The organism is Streptomyces sp. NBC_00454 (genome assembly GCF_041434015.1).
GTDB lineage: Bacteria > Actinomycetota > Actinomycetes > Streptomycetales > Streptomycetaceae > Streptomyces.
The window spans coordinates 3771237-3787230 of the sequence record NZ_CP107907.1 but is presented as its reverse complement, the minus strand read 5'-3'; the positions used below and the strand labels follow the sequence as shown (position 1 = coordinate 3787230).

The 15994-nt window shown below is 71.8% G+C and carries 15 protein-coding genes; 3 read left to right on the top strand and 12 right to left on the bottom strand.

Annotated features, from left to right (window positions below; translation table 11 throughout):
• Window positions 1–124 precede the first annotated feature (124 nt).
• The 7 genes from pheA to OHU74_RS17580 all read right to left on the bottom strand — a co-directional run bounded on the left by pheA (window position 125) and on the right by OHU74_RS17580 (window position 7325).
• Entirely contained in the window at window positions 125–1060 is a 936-nt protein-coding gene (pheA, locus tag OHU74_RS17610) for a prephenate dehydratase (RefSeq protein ID WP_371616783.1), read from the bottom strand.
• Window positions 1061–1101: 41 nt separating this feature from the next.
• Complete coding sequence (gene efeB, locus OHU74_RS17605; RefSeq protein ID WP_371616782.1) at window positions 1102–2400, bottom strand: iron uptake transporter deferrochelatase/peroxidase subunit; 1299 nt, start codon at window positions 2398–2400, stop codon at window positions 1102–1104.
• A 5-nt stretch (window positions 2401–2405) separates the two neighbouring features.
• Complete coding sequence (locus tag OHU74_RS17600; RefSeq protein ID WP_371616781.1) at window positions 2406–4409, bottom strand: copper resistance protein CopC; 2004 nt, start codon at window positions 4407–4409, stop codon at window positions 2406–2408.
• Between the two features lie 22 nt (window positions 4410–4431).
• Window positions 4432–4929, bottom strand: coding sequence for a copper chaperone PCu(A)C (locus OHU74_RS17595; RefSeq protein WP_371616780.1), 498 nt, complete (start codon window positions 4927–4929; stop codon window positions 4432–4434).
• Window positions 4926–5579 (bottom strand): SCO family protein, encoded by a 654-nt coding sequence (locus OHU74_RS17590; protein WP_371616779.1) that lies wholly within the window; start codon window positions 5577–5579, stop codon window positions 4926–4928. Before OHU74_RS17590 ends, OHU74_RS17595 begins: the two co-directional genes overlap by 4 nt.
• A 103-nt stretch (window positions 5580–5682) precedes the next feature.
• Window positions 5683–6393 carry a YcnI family protein gene (locus tag OHU74_RS17585; RefSeq protein ID WP_371616778.1) on the bottom strand — a complete coding sequence of 237 codons (711 nt, stop codon included), beginning with the start codon at window positions 6391–6393 and terminating at the stop codon, window positions 5683–5685.
• Between the two features lie 110 nt (window positions 6394–6503).
• Window positions 6504–7325, bottom strand: a complete 822-nt coding sequence (locus tag OHU74_RS17580; RefSeq protein WP_371616777.1) for a hypothetical protein — start codon at window positions 7323–7325, stop codon at window positions 6504–6506.
• Between the two features lie 191 nt (window positions 7326–7516).
• Here OHU74_RS17580 and OHU74_RS17575 point away from each other — a divergent pair, with 191 nt between their 5' ends.
• On the top strand, window positions 7517–7975 hold the full coding sequence (locus tag OHU74_RS17575; protein WP_371616776.1) for an ATP-binding protein: 459 nt from the start codon (window positions 7517–7519) through the stop codon (window positions 7973–7975).
• A gap of 57 nt (window positions 7976–8032) precedes the next feature.
• On the opposite strand, the gene OHU74_RS17570 is transcribed toward OHU74_RS17575, so the two are convergent.
• A complete protein-coding gene (locus OHU74_RS17570; protein WP_371616775.1) occupies window positions 8033–9499 on the bottom strand; it encodes an aminopeptidase P family protein in 1467 nt (488 codons plus the stop codon).
• A 91-nt stretch (window positions 9500–9590) separates the two neighbouring features.
• Window positions 9591–11129 (bottom strand): PP2C family protein-serine/threonine phosphatase, encoded by a 1539-nt coding sequence (locus tag OHU74_RS17565; protein ID WP_371619721.1) that lies wholly within the window; start codon window positions 11127–11129, stop codon window positions 9591–9593.
• A 469-nt stretch (window positions 11130–11598) separates the two neighbouring features.
• On the opposite strand from OHU74_RS17565, the gene OHU74_RS17560 reads away from it, so the two are divergent.
• Complete coding sequence (locus OHU74_RS17560; RefSeq protein ID WP_371616774.1) at window positions 11599–12318, top strand: bifunctional DNA primase/polymerase; 720 nt, start codon at window positions 11599–11601, stop codon at window positions 12316–12318.
• A gap of 471 nt (window positions 12319–12789) precedes the next feature.
• Window positions 12790–13092, top strand: coding sequence for a hypothetical protein (locus tag OHU74_RS17555; protein ID WP_330297364.1), 303 nt, complete (start codon window positions 12790–12792; stop codon window positions 13090–13092).
• 219 nt (window positions 13093–13311) lie between these two features.
• On the opposite strand, the gene OHU74_RS17550 is transcribed toward OHU74_RS17555, so the two are convergent.
• The 3 genes from OHU74_RS17550 to OHU74_RS17540 form a co-directional block, all read right to left on the bottom strand.
• Window positions 13312–14286 (bottom strand): DUF5926 family protein, encoded by a 975-nt coding sequence (locus OHU74_RS17550; protein ID WP_371616773.1) that lies wholly within the window; start codon window positions 14284–14286, stop codon window positions 13312–13314.
• Window positions 14287–14451: 165 nt separating this feature from the next.
• Window positions 14452–14958 carry an ATP-binding protein gene (locus OHU74_RS17545; protein ID WP_371619720.1) on the bottom strand — a complete coding sequence of 169 codons (507 nt, stop codon included), beginning with the start codon at window positions 14956–14958 and terminating at the stop codon, window positions 14452–14454.
• A 180-nt stretch (window positions 14959–15138) separates the two neighbouring features.
• A complete protein-coding gene (locus tag OHU74_RS17540; RefSeq protein WP_371616772.1) occupies window positions 15139–15939 on the bottom strand; it encodes a glycerophosphodiester phosphodiesterase in 801 nt (266 codons plus the stop codon).
• Window positions 15940–15994 lie beyond the last annotated feature (55 nt).

Sequence of the window (15994 nt, the reverse complement as noted above, 5' to 3'; positions counted from 1 at the left end):
CCGCTCCCCAGCGCGAAACCTGGGTCACCCGACCGATTTGTCGACCTTGTCGTGCCGCTCTGTCGACTTGTCCCCAGGTCTGCATCTCTGCCTGTGGATAACTCTGTGGACAGTGGACAGAGCGCTACGGGCGCCCGTCGAGGCAACGGGTCAGCCAGTCCGAGGCAGCGGTGAAATCGCTGTCCGAGGTCCCCGACCGGGTCGCACGCACATCACCCTGAGCGACACCGGCGCGCGGATACGAGCCGAGGAAGCGGATCTGCGGGCAGGTCCGCTTCAGGCCCATGAGGGCCTCGCCGACCCGGCGGTCGGAAATGTGGCCCTCGGCGTCCACGGCGAAGCAGTAGTTGCCGATGCCCTCGCCCGTCGGCCTCGACTGGATCAGCATCAGGTTCACCCCGCGGACGGCGAACTCCTGGAGCAGCTCCAGCAGAGCACCGGGGCGGTCGTCGCCCATCCACAGCACGACGGAGGTCTTGTCCGCGCCGGTCGGCGCGGCCGGCCGGGCGGGGCGGCCGACCAGCACGAAGCGGGTCTCCGCGTTCTGCGCGTCGTGGATCTCGGTGACCAGCGGGACCAGCCCGTAGGTGACGGCCGCGAACTCGCCCGCGAAGGCGGCGTCGAAGCGGCCTTCCTGGACCAGCCGGGCCCCGTCGGCATTGGAGGCCGCCGACTCCCACACCGCGTCGGGCAGGTTCGCCCGCAGCCAGTTGCGTACCTGCGGCTGGGCCACCGGGTGCCCGGTGACGGTCTTGATCTCCGAGAGCTTGGTCCCCGGCCGGACCAGCAGCGCGAAGGCGATCGGGAGCAGCACCTCGCGGTAGATCATCAGCGGTTCGCCCGAGGCCAGCTCGTCGAGGGTCGAGGTGACCCCGCCCTCCACCGAGTTCTCGATCGGGACCAGCGCTGCCGCGGCCTCCCCGTTGCGTACGGCGTCCAGGGCGGCCGGGACCGAGACCATCGGGACGAGCTCCCGGGTCGCGGCTTCGGGCAGGGTGCGAAGGGCGGCTTCGGTGAAGGTGCCCTCGGGACCGAGATAGGTGAAGCGGGTGGCCGACATGCGATCAGCCTAATGCCGGGCCCGCGACGCCACAGAGCTGTTCATCCCTCGAGCAGCCGCTGTCCCACGTACTCCCCGGCACCGGCGCCGGGCGGGACCGCGTACAGGCCGCTGGACTCGTGCCGGATGAACTCCGACAGGGCGTCGCCCCGGTCGAGCTTGCGCTGCACGGGGACGAAACCGCGCGCCGGGTCGGCCTGCCAGCAGATGAAGAGGAGCCCCGCGTCGGGCGCCCCGTCGGGAGCCGTCCCGTCGTGGAAGGAGAAGGGGCGCCGGAGCATCGCCGCCCCGCCGTTCTGCGCCGGGGCGGAGATCCTGGCGTGGGCGTTGGAGGGGATGACCGGCTTGCCGTCGGCCCCGAACTTGCCGAGGTCCATTGGGGTGGTCTCCTCGCCCCCGGTCAGCGGGGCGCCGGTGGCCTTCGTACGGCCGATGACCTGCTCCTGCTGGGCGACCGACTGCTGGTCCCAGTGGTCGAGGAGCATGCGGATGCGGCGTACGACGGCGTACGAGCCCCCCACCATCCAGGAGTGCTCGGCGGGCACCGTTCCCTGGACGAAGATCCGCTTGTCGAAATCGGCTTCGGCCGGCTTCGGGTTGTTCGTGCCGTCCACCTGGCCCATGAGGTTGCGCGCGGTCATGGGGGTGCCGGTGGCGCCGGGAGAGCGGTTGAAGCCGTTCATCTGCCAGCGCAGGCGGGCGGCGTCCCCGGCGTCCTTCTGCAGGGCCCGCAGCGCGTGGAAGGCGACCAGCCCGTCGTCGGCGCCGATCTGGACCCACAGGTCGCCGTTGCTCCGCTGGGCGTCGAGCCGGTCCGAGGAGAAGTCCGGCAGCGGATCCAGGGCGGCGGGTCGCCGGGCGGTGAGGCCGGTGCGATCGAAGAAGGAGTGGCCGAAGCCGAAGGTGATGGTGAGGGAGGACGGTCCGGCGTCGAGGGCGATCCCGGTGTCGGCGGTCGGCGCGGCCTCTCCGGCGGTCAGCCGCCGGGCGGTGTCGGACCACCGGCGCATCAGGGCGGCGGCCTCGGTACGGGCGGCGCCCGGCGCCAGATCGAAGGCGAGGACGTGGCCCTTGGCCTGGAGGGGCGTGGTGATGCCGGCCTGGTGCTCCCCGTCGAAGGCGACCCGGGTGGAGCCGAGGGAGGCGAGGCTGCCCGGGGCGCCCCCGGAGCCGGCCGTCCCGGTGCCGGCCACGGCGGAGTGCACGAGCGCTCCGCCGGCGGCGCCGAGCGCGAGCCCGGCGGCGCCCGCGGCGCCGACGGTGCCCAGCAGGCGGCGCCGGGAGATCTCGATATCGGGAGTGCCCGTGGTGTTCTCGGTGGTCTCACTGTTCTGGGTCACGCTGATCAGCCGATCTTGACGTTCTTCTGGACGGTCGTCTGGTCGATGTCGGAGGTGCGGACGGTCACGTCGATCCGCCAGTCGCCGGCCAGCGGCAGCTGGACGCCCGAGGCGCTCCAGTGTCCGGGGGCGGCGTGTTCGGGCACGACGGGCAGCGGGCCGATGTCCTTGGCCGCGAGGGTGAAGGAGACCTTGACCTCGGGAAGGTCCACCGGCCGGCCGTCGGGGGTCTCGGCCCAGACGTGGAGGGTGTTCGCGCCGACGCGGCCCGGATCCAGCTGGAGCCGGACCGAGCCCTTGCCGTTCTGGCCGCCCGTGTCGTACGGCAGGGTGATCTTGACCGCGCGGTCGGGGACGGCGGCGGCGTTGGAGCCGCGGCTCGTCTCCAGCTCGGCGGCGCGGCCGGGCTCGGTGCTGGTGAGAACCGTGGTGACGGCCAGCAGGACCAGGGCGACGCCCGCCTCGGCGAGCACGGACCGGCGCAGGCCCGCGCGGTCCGGATCGGCGTCGCGTGCCTGCTTCTCCTGGGCGCTGCGCCGAGCGGCCCCCTGGCGGGCGAGCTGCGCGGCGCGCTTGGGGTCGGTGGACGCAGACGCCGACGCGGCCGATGTTTCACGTGAAACATCGCCCTGTGCGACAGCCTTGGCCTTCGCCTTCGCCTTGACCGGCTTCCCGGCCGGGGCCGCCTCGGCGAGCCGCGAGGTCCACTTCCGGGAGACGGAGGCGATGGCGACGAGGACGCCGACGAGGCCCAGCTTCACGAGCAGGAGCTGCCCGTAGGAGGTCCCGGTGAGGGCGGACCAGCTGCCGACCTGGCGCCAGGACTGGTAGGTACCGGTGGCGGCGAGCACGAGGACGCTGACGAAGGCGACGGTGGAGAAGCGCCGGATGGCCGCGCGCTCGATCCCCGGGACCTTGTGGAGAGCGACGAGCAGCGCGGTGAGCCCGCCGAGCCAGGTGGCGACGGCCAGCAGGTGCAGGATGTCGACGGGCATGGCGAGGGCGGGCTGGAGGCCGGTGGAAGCGTGCTCGGCCAGCGCCCAGGTGGCGGCGATGCCGGCGGCGACGACGGTCCCGCCGATGGCGAGGCCGAAGACGAGATCGCTCTCTCCCCCGGCGTCCTCCTCCATGGCCTCGGCGGAGCCCTTGCCGCTGCCAGTGTTGCCGTTGCTCCCGCCGCTCTGGTGGCGCCGTGCGTAGGCGCCGAACAGGACGGCGATGAAGAGCGCGGCAGCGCCGAGGAGGAGCAGCCGCGAGACGAGGGAGGCGCCGGACTTGGTCTCCAGGACGGCCTTCAGCCCGGCGAGGTCGAAGACGTCGGCGAAGTTCCCGGACCCCGTGTAGGGGTTGCGGAGCAGGAGCATCGCGAGGGTGGCCACGGTGAGCGTGACCCAGGCCCGTACGACCAGCTTCTGCATCGGCCGCTCGGCGGCACCCCGGCGCCAGCACAGCAGGATGAAGCAGGCGGCGCCGACGAGCACGGCGAACCCGGCGTAGGCGGCGTAGCGAGCGACGTCGTAGGCGATGGCGACGGGCCCGTCGCCCGCGGTCTGCGCAGGCAGCGTGACGGCGGTCCGGGAGGGGGCTCCGATGGAGAAGGTGAAGGCGCCGGAGACCGGATGGCTGTCGGCGGAAATGGCCTGCCAGGCGACCGTGTAGGTGCCGTCGGCCAGTCCGGGGCGCAGGGCGGTGCCGTAGCGGATGACGTTTCCGCTGCAGAGGTCGCGCAGTTCACCGGTGTCGATGCGCTTGCCCTGCGGGTCCAGTACGCGGATGGAATCGCCGTTCATGGCGACCCCCTCCGAGAACGAGAGGGTGACCTGGGCGGGCGCCGTGGCGACCACCGCCCCGTCCTTGGGGTCGCTCGCGGTCAGCGCGGCGTGCGCCGAGGCCGGGACGGCCGCGGTGAACAAGGCCGCGAGCAGGGCTGCGAGGACCAGCGTGAGCCGCGGCAGGAGCGCCCTGGCACGGACGCGGGCCGCGGATGGGGCGGGGGCGGTGGCCGTCATGGCGTGTCAGTCCCTCGGTCCGTCAGTGCTCGTTGGAGGTCGGTGCCTTGTACGTACGCTCCTTGACGTCCAGCTCGACCTCGATCGGGTCGGCCTTCTCGAAACGCAGCTCCACGGTGACCTTGTCGCCGACCTTGGGAGTGTTCTTCAGGCCCATGAACATGACGTGGTTGCCGCCGCGTTCCAGCTTGAGCTCACCGTTCGCGGGCACGTCCATGGACTGCACCTGCTGCATCTTCTGATCCTTGGTCTCGTGGATCTGCAGATCGTCGGAGAGCGGGCTCGTGATGCCGGTCAGCTTGTCGGCGGTCTTGGAGTCGTTCTTGATGACCATGAACGCGCCGGCCATCTTGTCGTTGACGGGCTCGGGCATGTAGCCGCCGCTGACCGTCAGCTTCGGCTTGGCGCCCGAGTCGGCGGAGCCTGCCGAGTCCTTGGCGTCCGAGGAGCAGCCGGATATGGCGAGCGCTGCCGTCAGGGAGAGGGCGGCGGCGAGGGTGCGGGTGGTGCGGGTGTTCACGGGTTCTCTCCCTTGATGATCTTCGGCAGGTCCTTGGTGTAGTCATCGACGGTGGCGGACTCCCCGTAGAGGAGGTACCCCTCGTCGTTCTTCGGAGAGAACGCGATGACCTGGGCGCCGTGCATGGAGACGACCTTGCCGTCGGCCCCCTTCGTGGCAGCCTCGATACCGATGCCGAGCGTGCGCGCGGCGGCCTGGATGGTGGCGAAGTCCCCGGTCAGCCCGGTGAATGCCGGGTCCAGGCCCTTGAGCCACGAGCCGAGGGATTCGGGAGTGTCCCGGTCGGGGTCGGTGGTGACGAAGACGACCTGGAGCTTGTCCTGGTCGGCCTTGGGAAGTGCCTTCTTGGCGACGGCGATGTTGCCCATCGTCAGGGGGCACACGTCGGGGCAGTTGGTGTAGCCGAAGTAGATGAGCGTCGGCTTGCCCTTGGTCTGCTCGCGCAGGTTCCACGGCTTGCCGGTGGTGTCCGTCAGGACCACGTCCGGCTTGTCGAAGGGGCGGTCGAGCACGGTCGCGGCGCCGGCTTTCGCCTGGCCTCCGCTGATCTGGGTGACCTTGCCGGTGTTGGCCGACTCACCACCGCAGGCGGTCAGGGTGAGGGCGGCCGCCGCCACGAGGGCGGCGACCGTCACACGTGTGGTGCGCATGGAAATGTCCCTGGGATCGGGGTTGGTACGGGTGGATCCGCGTGTCCGGCCGAGACCGTCACAGCCCGGCCGGACAGACGGATCGGCATATCGGTGCGGCAGGTCAGGAGGTGCGGCGGCGCGAGGCGACGCCGAAGGCCACGCCGCCGAGGCCGATCACGATGCCGGCGATGCCGAGGGCCCGCGCGGTCGTGTCGGAGCCGCTCTTGGCGGCCTCGGTGTGGTCCGTCTTGTCGGCGGCGGCGCCGTTCTTGTCGCCGTCGTGGTGGTCGCCCGCGCCCGCTGCCGGGGCGGCGGTCAGCTTCAGGACGGGGGCCGGGTTGGCCGGCTCCGCCGAGCCTTCCTTGGCCTCTTCGATCCAGCGGACGGTCTCGTTGTTGTCGTACGTCTGGATCGCCTTGAAGACCATCTTGTCGGCGTTGGTGGGCAGCTGGCCGATGGACAGCGGGAACTGCTGGAACTTGCCGGGCTCGATCTTGCCGCCCGACCAGGTCACCTTGGTGACGGCCTCGTTGATCTGCTTGCCGTGCACGGTGAGCGGCTTGTCGAGCTTGCTCTTCTCCACGGTCACGGTCCAGCCGGGAACGTCCTGCGGCATGACGGACGACAGCGGCTGGTCGGCCGGGAAGTTGACCTCGAGCTGAGTGGTCGAGGCGTTGTCGCGCTCGTTGGGGACCTTGAAGTTGATCGTCGCGTAGCCGCCCTTGGTGGCCTCGCCGGGCTGCACGCCGACGTGGGCGAAGGCGGTCCCGGAGAGGAGGAGGACGGTACCGGCGGCGAGGGCGGCGGCGAAGGAGACGCGAGAGGTCTTCATGGCAGAAACACTCCACGGAAGCTGTGGTGACGGTGGCTCCGCACGCGGCGCGCACGGAGTTCGCGGCACCGGTGCTCCCGTCGTACGTCCCGGGGAGGAGAAGTGCCGCGTCAGGCTGCGAGGGCGAACGCCGTGGGCGGCCCGCGCCTGATCACCGTGTGCTGGAGAGCGTCCCGGCCGGTGGGGACGGCGGGGTCCGCGGCGGTCCCGGCGGCCCGGGGGGTACGGACCGGCGTGCCCGGGAGCCCGGCGCCGAGGGCCCGTACGTAGGCCAGCGCGGCACGCAGCGGGCGCACCGGGTCGGCTTCGGCGGACAGGGCGGCGAGCCGGGACAGTTCGAGGAGCCGGAACAGCGCGGCGTCGCCGCGGCCGAGCAGCCAGCCGGCGGCCAGCGCGGCCAGCAGGTGGCCGACCAGCATGCCGGGGCTGAGCAGCCCGGTGGCCGGCTCGGCGAGGCCCTGCCCCATGTGCGCGTGCGTCATGTGGCCCTGGGCCTCGGCCTGGGCGGCCATGGCCGACGGGTCGAGGCCGGCAGTCTCCAGGATCCGCCGGGCGTCGGCCGGGCCGAGCGGGACGGTGTTGCCCCCGCACACCAGCTGCGCGGCGAGCGCCGCGAGCGAGGTGTCGGAAGGGCCGGTGCCGGCCGCCGGGACCGTGGCGCCGTGCTGGCCCAGGCCGAACAGCGTGTGCAGTGCGAGCTGTCCGGTGGCCAGTGCGGCGGCGATGCCGGGGAGCGAGCGGCGGCGTCCCGCGAGAGGGGCCGCGACGGCGAAGACGGCGAGGAAACCCGCGCACAGCGACCACCAGGGCACCGTGGCGCAGGAGGCCAGTGCGTGCCCGACCGCGGACAGCACGACACAGACCGCGGTGAACACCGCGGTCCGGATCAGCCTCAGGCCGGGTCCGGCCTGCGTCGCGTGGGGGGCAGTCATGGCCGGGCCATCATCGCACTGGGCTTAGTCGCTTCATACGGCAGGTGCGCAGGTTGCTTCGCGTTCCGGCGCGGTCACGTCGGCCCATACCGCCGCATACACCGCCGCCCGGGAGCGTCGCATCGGCCGAATGAGGGCTCTCTCGGTCCCCAGGGGCTTACGCCCCGCCGCGGGCGGCAATAGGTAACCGTATGAGCATCTGGTGGTCTCTCCACTTGAGGCGCGAAGCAGCGAGCGTGCCCCTTGCCAGGCGGCTGCTGCTGGGGACGATGGAGACCGCGGGGGTGGACCCGGACATCTCCTTCGACCTGTCGGTGGCGCTGAGCGAGGCATGTGCGAATGCGGTGGAGCACGGCGGCTGCGGAGCCTCGCCGCACGGCTCCGTTCCGGAGGGGGCCGGGGCGTACCACGTCACGGCTTATCTGGACGGGGACCGCTGCCGCATCGAGGTGAGCGATTCGGGCCCGGGGTTCCCGCCCTCGACGGTGGCCCGCCGCAGACCCTCCCTGGCCGAGCACGGCCGGGGCCTGCACCTGATCGCGGAACTCGCCGACCACGTCCGCTTCCGCAACCGGCCGGGCCGGGGGGCCGTGGTGAGCTTCGACAAGATGCTGAAGTGGCGGGACGACTCGCTGCTGAAGGTGTCCTAGACGCACCGGTGGGCGGGACCCCGGAGAGGATCCCGCCCACCTGAACCAACGGCGGCGTCAGCCCTTGAGCCGTGCCATCCACGCCTCGACATCGTCGGAGGTGCGGGGCAGACCGGCCGACAGGTTCCGGTTGCCGTCCTCGGTGACGAGGATGTCGTCCTCGATCCGGACGCCGATGCCGCGGTACTCCTCGGGCACCGTCAGGTCGTCGGCCTGGAAGTACAGACCGGGCTCGACGGTGAGGCACATGCCGGGCTCCAGCGTGCCGGCCACGTACGCCTCGACGCGCGCGGCGGCGCAGTCGTGGACGTCCATGCCGAGCATGTGACCGGTGCCGTGCAGGGTCCAGCGGCGCTGCAGGCCGAGCTCCAGAACACGCTCGACCGGGCCCTCCAGCAGGCCCCACTCGACGAGCTTCTCGGCGAGTACGCGCTGCGAGGCGTCGTGGAAGTCGCGGAACTTCGCACCCGGCTTGACGGCGGCGATGCCGGCTTCCTGGGACTCGTAGACCGCGTCGTAGATCTTGCGCTGGATGTCGGTGTACGTGCCGTTGATCGGCAGCGTGCGCGTGACGTCGGCGGTGTAGAGGGAGTGGGTCTCCACGCCGGCGTCGAGCAGCAGCAGGTCGCCGGAGCGGACGTCGCCGTCGTTGCGGACCCAGTGCAGGGTGCAGGCGTGCGGGCCGGCGGCGCAGATGGAGCCGTAGCCGACGTCGTTGCCCTCGACGCGGGCGCGCAGGAAGAAGGTGCCCTCGATGTAGCGCTCGGAGGTGGCCTCGGCCTTGTCGAGCACCTTCACGACGTCCTCGAAACCGCGGACGGTGGAGTCGACGGCCTTCTGCAGCTCGCCGATCTCGAAGGCGTCCTTCACGGCGCGGGCCTCGGAGAGGTAGACGCGCAGCTCCTCGTCGCGCTCCTTGGTGACCTTGTCGGTCAGGGCCGCTTCGATGACGGAGTCGTGGCCGCGCACGTTGCGGACCGGGCCCTCGGCCTCGGTCAGCTCCTCGGCGAGCTTGCGCACGTCCTTGGCGGGGATGCCCAGCAGCTGCTCGGCCTCGGCGAGGGAGTGCCGGCGGCCGACCCACAGCTCGCCGCTGCCGGAGAGCCAGAACTCGCCGTTCTCGCGGTCGGAGCGGGGCAGCAGGTAGACGGTGGCGTGGTGGCCGGTCTCCCCCGCGGGCTCCAGGACCAGGACGCCGTTCTCGGTCTGGTCACCGGTGAGGTACGCGTACTCGGTCGAGGCACGGAAGGGGTACTCCGTGTCGTTCGAGCGGGTCTTCAGCCGGCCGGCGGGGACGACGAGGCGCTCGCCGGGGAAGCGCGCGGACAGCGCGGCACGGCGGGCGGCGGTGTGCGCGGCCTGGGCGATCGGCTCCAGTCCGTGCAGCTCGGTGTCGGCCCAGCCGGTGCGCATGCTTTCCGCGAGTTCCTCGCTGACGCCCGGGTACAGCCCGTTCTTGCGCTGCTTGTGCTTCTTCTGGGGCTGCTCTTCTTCCGGGGTCTCCGGGGTGAGCTCGTCAGCCACGTCTTCTCCTCAGTACGACGGACACGGACCGGGTATGGACCTCAGCCATCGTATGTGTGAGCGGAAGGCGGCCGACGAGCCGTGTGACAAATCAGTCAAACCGGGCCGCGAGCAGGACGATGTCCTCGTCCGTGCCGGCGAGCGGAGCACCGTCGGACGGGCCCCCCTCAGGCAGTACCGTCCGCAGGATGTGGTCGCAGATCGCGGCCGGGTCCTCACGGGCGCTACGGGGGATTCCCGCGGCCGCGGCGTGCAGCCGCGCGTACGCACGGTCCATCGGGTCGCCGGTCCGCCGCAGCAGCCCGTCGGTGTAGAGCAGCACCGTTTCTCCGGGCGCGGGCTCGATCTCCACGCTCGGTGCCTCCCAGCAGGACAGCATCCCCAGCGGCGCGGAGAGCGTGGTCTCCACGTACTCGGTGCGCCGTTCGCCGATCAGCAGCGGCGGGGTGTGCCCGGCCCCGGCCAGGATGATCTTGCGTCCCTGGCCGCCCGTGGGGGAGGTCCCGGCGGGCTCGCAGTAGGCGAAGAGCGCGGTGGCCGAGCGCGCGGGCTCGGTCAGGCGCAGCAGCAGCTCCAGATCGGAGAGGACCGCGACGGGGTCCTCCCCCTCCATGACGGCGTACGCCCGCAGCGAGGCCCGCAGCCGTCCCATCGCGGCGATGGCGCTCGGGCCGGAGCCGGTGACCGAGCCGACGGCCAGCCCGAGGGCGCCTTCGGGCAGCGGCAGGGCGTCGTACCAGTCGCCTCCGCCGCGCGGGCCGGTGTGGTGCCGGGCGGCGAGCTGGACCCCGGAGACGCGGGGCAGCCTGCTGGGCAGGAGCTCCTCGGCCACGGTTGCCAGGTCGGAGCGGGAGCGCTCCACCTCCAGCATCCGGGCCAGGTGCTCGGAGGCGTGCCGTACGTACAGCCCGACCAGGTCGCGCTGGCGCTCGCTCGGCTCGGCCTGTTCGTCGTAGAGCCAGACGGCCGCACCGAGCCGGCCGGTGGCCTCGGCGGTCAGCGGCAGCGTGTAGCTGGCCGCGTAGCCGAGGCGGGCGGCGACCTCGCGGTGGCGGGGGTCGACGGGGGTGGCGTACCCGCCGGAGCCGGGGACGGAGGTCATGCCCGGTTCGGGGAGCACCTCGGAGCCCCCGTGGGCGTCGGGCAGCCCGTCGAGGATGCGGCCGTACGAGGTGGCGCTGCGCGGCACCGTCTCGATGTGGCCGAGGTCGGCGCGGCCGAGACCGAGGCCGATCGTGGTGGTGGGGCCGAGTCCGTCGGACGGTTCCAGGGCGATCAGGCCGCGGCGGGCGCCGACCAGAGCGGCTCCGGCGCGCAGGAACTCCTGGAGGGAGGAGCCGAGGTCACTGGCGCGGGCGAGCCGCTCGGTGAGCTCGTGGAGGGTGGTGAGGTCGGAGACCATGCCCGCCAGGCGGTCCTGGATCACCGAGCTCGCGGCGGGTCCCTGCGCCGGAGCGTGGGCCGTGCGAGCGGGCGTGGACGCGGTGGTGGACGTCGGTGTGGGCGCCACAGTGTGCGGGGACGCTGTAACTGCTGGATCGATTCCAGCCACTTTCGGCAAATGCGGGGCGCTCATGGCGTCCGCCTTTCCAGCTGGTGCGATTCGCCATTTAGCATCGCAAACCCCCAGATCATGCTGCGCCGCCTTCTATGAATCCACATCTACACGCACACGAGGAGCGATGTCCAGCATTGCCCCCATGGGAATCCTGGTGTCCGTGGGACGGCAACTCACTGTCCGGTCGGGGCTAGAACTTGGCCGGAAAATGGGGGAAGCGGACGGTTTTTGCGGTCGACTGGGCGGGTCCCCGGGTCGGTCCGGGTACGTAATCGGTGGCGCGCGGGGACAGTTGGCGCAGCCCGGCACCCGTCGGGAACCGCCCGGCACGGACCGTCGTCCCCATCGACGACAGCCGTTCCGGTGCCGGCGCGGGTCGCGTTCCGCCCCGGCCGGACGTTTCATGGACCCGTAAGAAAACTGCACGAACCGTGTGAACCTGCTTCTGGCGGACAGTGACGCGAAACGTGTACGTGTGGTGAAACACCGCTTACATGGTGTGATGTGGCCCTCGGCGTTCAACGGAAAGGAACGAGCGCTCATGCGCGAGATCCTCGGAAGGCGTCTCCAGCGGCTCCGCAATCGCTTGCAATCCCTGCGCCCCGCCCCGCCGCAGGGCGATGCGGCGGCCCACCTCGAAGCGGCGCTCGACTGCGCCGTCACCTGGCAGTGGCCCGTACTGCCCGCTGTCGGGCGCTCCGGCGCCGACGGCGCGCGGTGCGCCTGCCCCGACCCCGACTGCGTCGTACCCGGCGCGCATCCCTTCGATCCCGGGCTGCTCGCGGCCACCACCGACCCCCGGATGGTCGCCTGGTGGTGGGCCAACCGGCCCGGTGCCTCGGTCCTGCTGGCCACCGGCGGGTCCGCGCCCTGTGCGGTGAGCCTGCCGGCCGGCGCGGCCGCGCGTGCCGTCGTACGCCTCGACGCGCAGGGCATGCGGCTCGGGCCGATCGTGGCCACGCCCACGCGGTGGTCGCTGCTCGTGGCGCCGTACTCGCTGGAGCGGCTCGGCGAGCTGCTCTACGCCAAGGACCACGTGCCTTCCTCGCTGCGATTCCACGGCGAGGGCGGCTACTTGCTGCTGCCGCCCTCCGCCGCGATCGGCGGCGGCCAGGTGCGGTGGGAGCGGGAGCCGGGCGGCGCGAACGGCTCCGGCGCGGTCGCCGGTGAGCTCTGGCTGCCGGAGGTGGAGGCGGTCGTGGACGCGCTGGTCGAGGCGAGCAGCGGGGCCTCCGGCGGCGGCAGCCGGCTCGCGTACTGACCCGGTGCGCCCGCCGCAGCGGCCGGAACGGGCGTGTGGGGCGCCCGGGGATCACTCGTACGGGTGTCAGCGTGACGAGTTTCCAAGGGAATTGGGCGCGGGGATCTCCGCGCCCCATTCCCGCGTCGCTATCTTCGGCGAATGAATCTCCGCCTGATCGGTATCGGCGCCGGTGTGTTGATCATCTTGTCGCTTCCACTGGCGGGAGCGATCGCCGGGCCGGATTTCGCCGGTCAGAGTGACGGAAAAGGCGGCGGTCTGCTCTCCACCTTCGGACTCGGCGACTCTCCCGATTCCGGCGGTGGTTCCGATTCCGGCCGACCCCGTACGCGCGTACCCGCAGCGGGGCCCGCCGCCGGCTCAGGGGCCGCGTCCGGAGCCCCGTCCGCGGGGGCGCCCGCCCGGCCGGGACCGGCCGAACAGCCCCGTACGGACGCGCACTGCGGACCCGAACTCTCCGCTCCCCAGGGCGTGGAGGCCCAGACCTGCGTGCTGACCGGTGAGGGACGGACCTGGGGGCGCAGCTACTACCGGAACACCAGCGGTCGCGCGCTGGAGGCGGTGCTCACGGTGATGGGGCCCGCCGGGCGGACGGTGCAGATCCGCTGCGCGGTCGGCGCGGGTGACGAGCCGGGATTGTGCGAGACGCCGAAAGATCCCTCGGCAGGAACGGCGGACGCCTACTCGGCCGTGGCGGAATTTGCAGTTCCGGATGCGGAAGGGGCGCTGCTTCTGCGGTCCGGCAGCAACTCGCCGGTCCCGGGTGACCGTTGAACATCACCGGAAAATCAAGGGCCCGGTCGCTGGCGACGGGGGATGCACCAGCGACCGGGCTACAAGAACGGTAACAAGAGATCGCCTGTTCGCAAATTCGATCTCTGATATTCAGACACCGATTTGCAGGCGATTAGCGGGAGTTGTGACTCCGGTCACCGGTTGCCGATGGCCCGTCACCCTCCGGCGCCGGGGCCCGCGGACGGGCCCGGCGGCCGATCAGCTGAGCGTCACCTGGCGGTTGGTGAGACCGCCGCGCGCCCGGCGCTCCTCCGTGGTCAGCGGCGCCTCCGTGGCCAGCGCCGCGGCCAGCCGCTCCGCGAGCTCGGCGGCCGGCTTCTCCACGTCGTCGGCCGAGACCCCGGTGGGCAGGTCCCAGACGGGGACCATCAGGCCGTGCGCGCGGAAGGAGCCGACGAGCTTGGTGCCTTCGCCGAGCGAGGAGGTGCCCGCCGCGTGCAGTCGCGCGAGCGCGTCGAGCAGCTTCTCCTCCGGCTGCGGCATGACCCAGCGCAGGTGGTTCTTGTCCGGGGTCTCGCACCAGTAGGCGGCGTCCACGCCGGCCAGCTTGACGGTCGGGATGGCGGCGGCGTTGGCGCGCTCCAGGGAGGCGGCGATCTCCGGCGAAGCGTTCTGGGCGCCGTCAGCCTCCGGAATCCAGAATTCGAAGCCGCTGTGGACAACCGGCTCGAAAACGCCGTCGGCGGCCAGGAGATCCTGAAGTCGCGGACCCTCGGCGGGAACCCGGCGGGCCGCGACGACGGTGCCCGGCTCGGCGGCGAACGCGCGCTCCAGGGTGTCGGCCATGTCCCGGGAGAGGTCGCCGGAGGTCGAGTCGTTCTGGAGGCCGAGCAGGATGGAGCCGTCCTCGCGGCGCAGCGCCGGCGAGGCCAGCGGGAGCACGGTCACCAGGGTGACGGAGGGGACGCCCTCGGGCAGGCCGTCCTTGAGGGTGAGCGGGATGGTCGCGGCGGGCACGAGCTCGCGCAGCGCCACCCAGTCGCATTCGCCGGGCAGGCCCTCGAACGGGCGGGCCACGTGCTCGGTGACGGCGTGCGCGGCGGCCGCGCCGTGACAGGCCTTGTAGCGGCGCCCGGATCCGCAGGGGCAGGGCTCGCGGGCGCCCACCACCGGGATCTCCCCGTTGTTGAGCTGCGGCTTTGCGGTCTTCGCGGCGGGGCGCTTCTTGGCCATCGTGGGTGTCTCCCGGTTGCGGCGGTACGGCGTCGGTCTGGGCGCGAGCCTAGCCGTTCGTACCGCCGGAACCGGTGGGGTGCGGCCGGGAGCACGGTCGGCGTGCGCTCCCGGACGGCCGCCATCTGCCTTCTCGGAGACCGGAAATGAGAGATCTGGGAGAGATCACGGATCCAGATCGTCGAAGGCCGTACAGAAGTCGATCGCCGGGGGCGCGACGCGCGTAGCGAAATCCTCGTGCCGGGCCCCACAGGCAACGGTCACCCATACGGTGACTTCGCCTGCCGCTCCATCCCGGACACCCCAGTCCTGGGCCAGGGCGCTGATGATGTTCAGCCCCCGCCCGCCTCGCGCGGTGACCGAGGGCGTGGCCGGGATGGGGCGGGTGGGCCCGCCGCCGTCCGTGACCTCGACCGTCAGCCGCCCCGCCTTGTCGACGCACCACGACGCGCGTATCTCGCCGTCGCCGACCTCCCGCGCGCCCAGCGGTCTGCCGTGCCGGCAGGCATTGCTGAGCAGTTCGGAAAGGATCAGAACTGCGTCGTCCACGACCGATTCGGACACCCCGTTGACGCGCAATTGTTCGCGCATCCGGTGCCTCGCCTCGCCCACGCCCGCAGGACCATGGCGTACGTCCATGCACGACGACGTGGGCACTTCCTGTGCCACCATCAACGCCACCCCCGGAACCTCCTTAGCCCCACGCATGGTCTGGATGCCCCAATGGCCTGGACCGGAAACCGCCGAAGCGGAGGCCTCTGGCGCATTCGTCATGGCCGAATGCGGAGCGGATGCGCCGGTGCACACCCCGTCACGAACGGGTCGTGAGTGACGGGTGCGCAAAAGGGGACGTCAGCGCCCTAGTTGTGACAGAACCTGTCGGGGTCTGTTCGTGATGATCGCTTCTACACCCAAATCAGCGCAGAGCTGAACATCTTCTGGATCATTTACCGTCCACACGTGTACGGAGTGACCCGCTGCCTGAAGCTTGCGGACGAAGCCCGGATGGTTGCGCACGATCCGCATCCCGGGGCCCGCGATCCGCACCCCGGCCGGCAGTCGCCCGTCCCGCATCCGGGGCGAGATGAACTGCATCAGGTACACGGTCGGGACGGTCGGCGCGGCCGCCCGCATCCGGTGGAGGGAGCGGGCGGAGAAGCTCATCACCCGGACCGGGTGCGGGCCCTCAGCGGGCGGGGCGTCCAGGCCGAAGCGCTTGAGCAGGAAGAGCAGGCGCTCCTCCACCTGTCCGGCCCAGCGGGTCGGATGCTTCGTCTCGATCGCCAGCTGCACCGGCCGTCCGGCGTCCGCGACCAGCTCCAGCAGCCGCTCCAGGGTGAGCACGGAGGTGCGCTCGGGGTCGGCGTCCCAGTCGGGGGACTCCTCGCGGTCCTTCCACGAGCCGAAATCGAGTGCGGCGAGATCGGCGAGCTCCAGGGCCGAGACGGCGCCCCGCCCGTTGGAGGTGCGGTTGACCCGGCGGTCGTGGACGAGGACCAGATGGCCGTCGGCCGTGAGCCGGACATCGCACTCGAGGGCGTCGGCCCCGTCCTCGATGGCCTTGCGGTAGGCGGCCAGGGTGTGCTCGGGGGCATCCTCCGAGGCGCCGCGGTGGGCGACGACCTGGATGGGGCGCGGCGTTGCGTGGGTCACGGGGCCATGGTGCCACCGGGAGGGGTCCCGATGTCGTGGGGAGCCCGACGGGTAC

Bases quoted from the DNA above. Each gene is read 5' to 3' on its own strand.
- pheA (WP_371616783.1), bottom strand. From the start codon at position 1,060: ATGTCGGCCACCCGCTTCACCTATCTCGGTCCCGAGGGCACCTTCACC.
- OHU74_RS17600 (WP_371616781.1), bottom strand. From the start codon at position 4,409: ATGACGGCCACCGCCCCCGCCCCATCCGCGGCCCGCGTCCGTGCCAGG.
- OHU74_RS17590 (WP_371616779.1), bottom strand. From the start codon at position 5,579: ATGCGCACCACACGTGTGACGGTCGCCGCCCTCGTGGCGGCGGCCGCC.
- OHU74_RS17585 (WP_371616778.1), bottom strand. From the start codon at position 6,393: ATGAAGACCTCTCGCGTCTCCTTCGCCGCCGCCCTCGCCGCCGGTACC.
- OHU74_RS17580 (WP_371616777.1), bottom strand. From the start codon at position 7,325: ATGACTGCCCCCCACGCGACGCAGGCCGGACCCGGCCTGAGGCTGATC.
- OHU74_RS17575 (WP_371616776.1), top strand. From the start codon at position 7,517: ATGAGCATCTGGTGGTCTCTCCACTTGAGGCGCGAAGCAGCGAGCGTG.
- OHU74_RS17560 (WP_371616774.1), top strand. From the start codon at position 11,599: ATGCGCGAGATCCTCGGAAGGCGTCTCCAGCGGCTCCGCAATCGCTTG.
- OHU74_RS17550 (WP_371616773.1), bottom strand. From the start codon at position 14,286: ATGGCCAAGAAGCGCCCCGCCGCGAAGACCGCAAAGCCGCAGCTCAAC.
- OHU74_RS17545 (WP_371619720.1), bottom strand. From the start codon at position 14,958: ATGGTGGCACAGGAAGTGCCCACGTCGTCGTGCATGGACGTACGCCAT.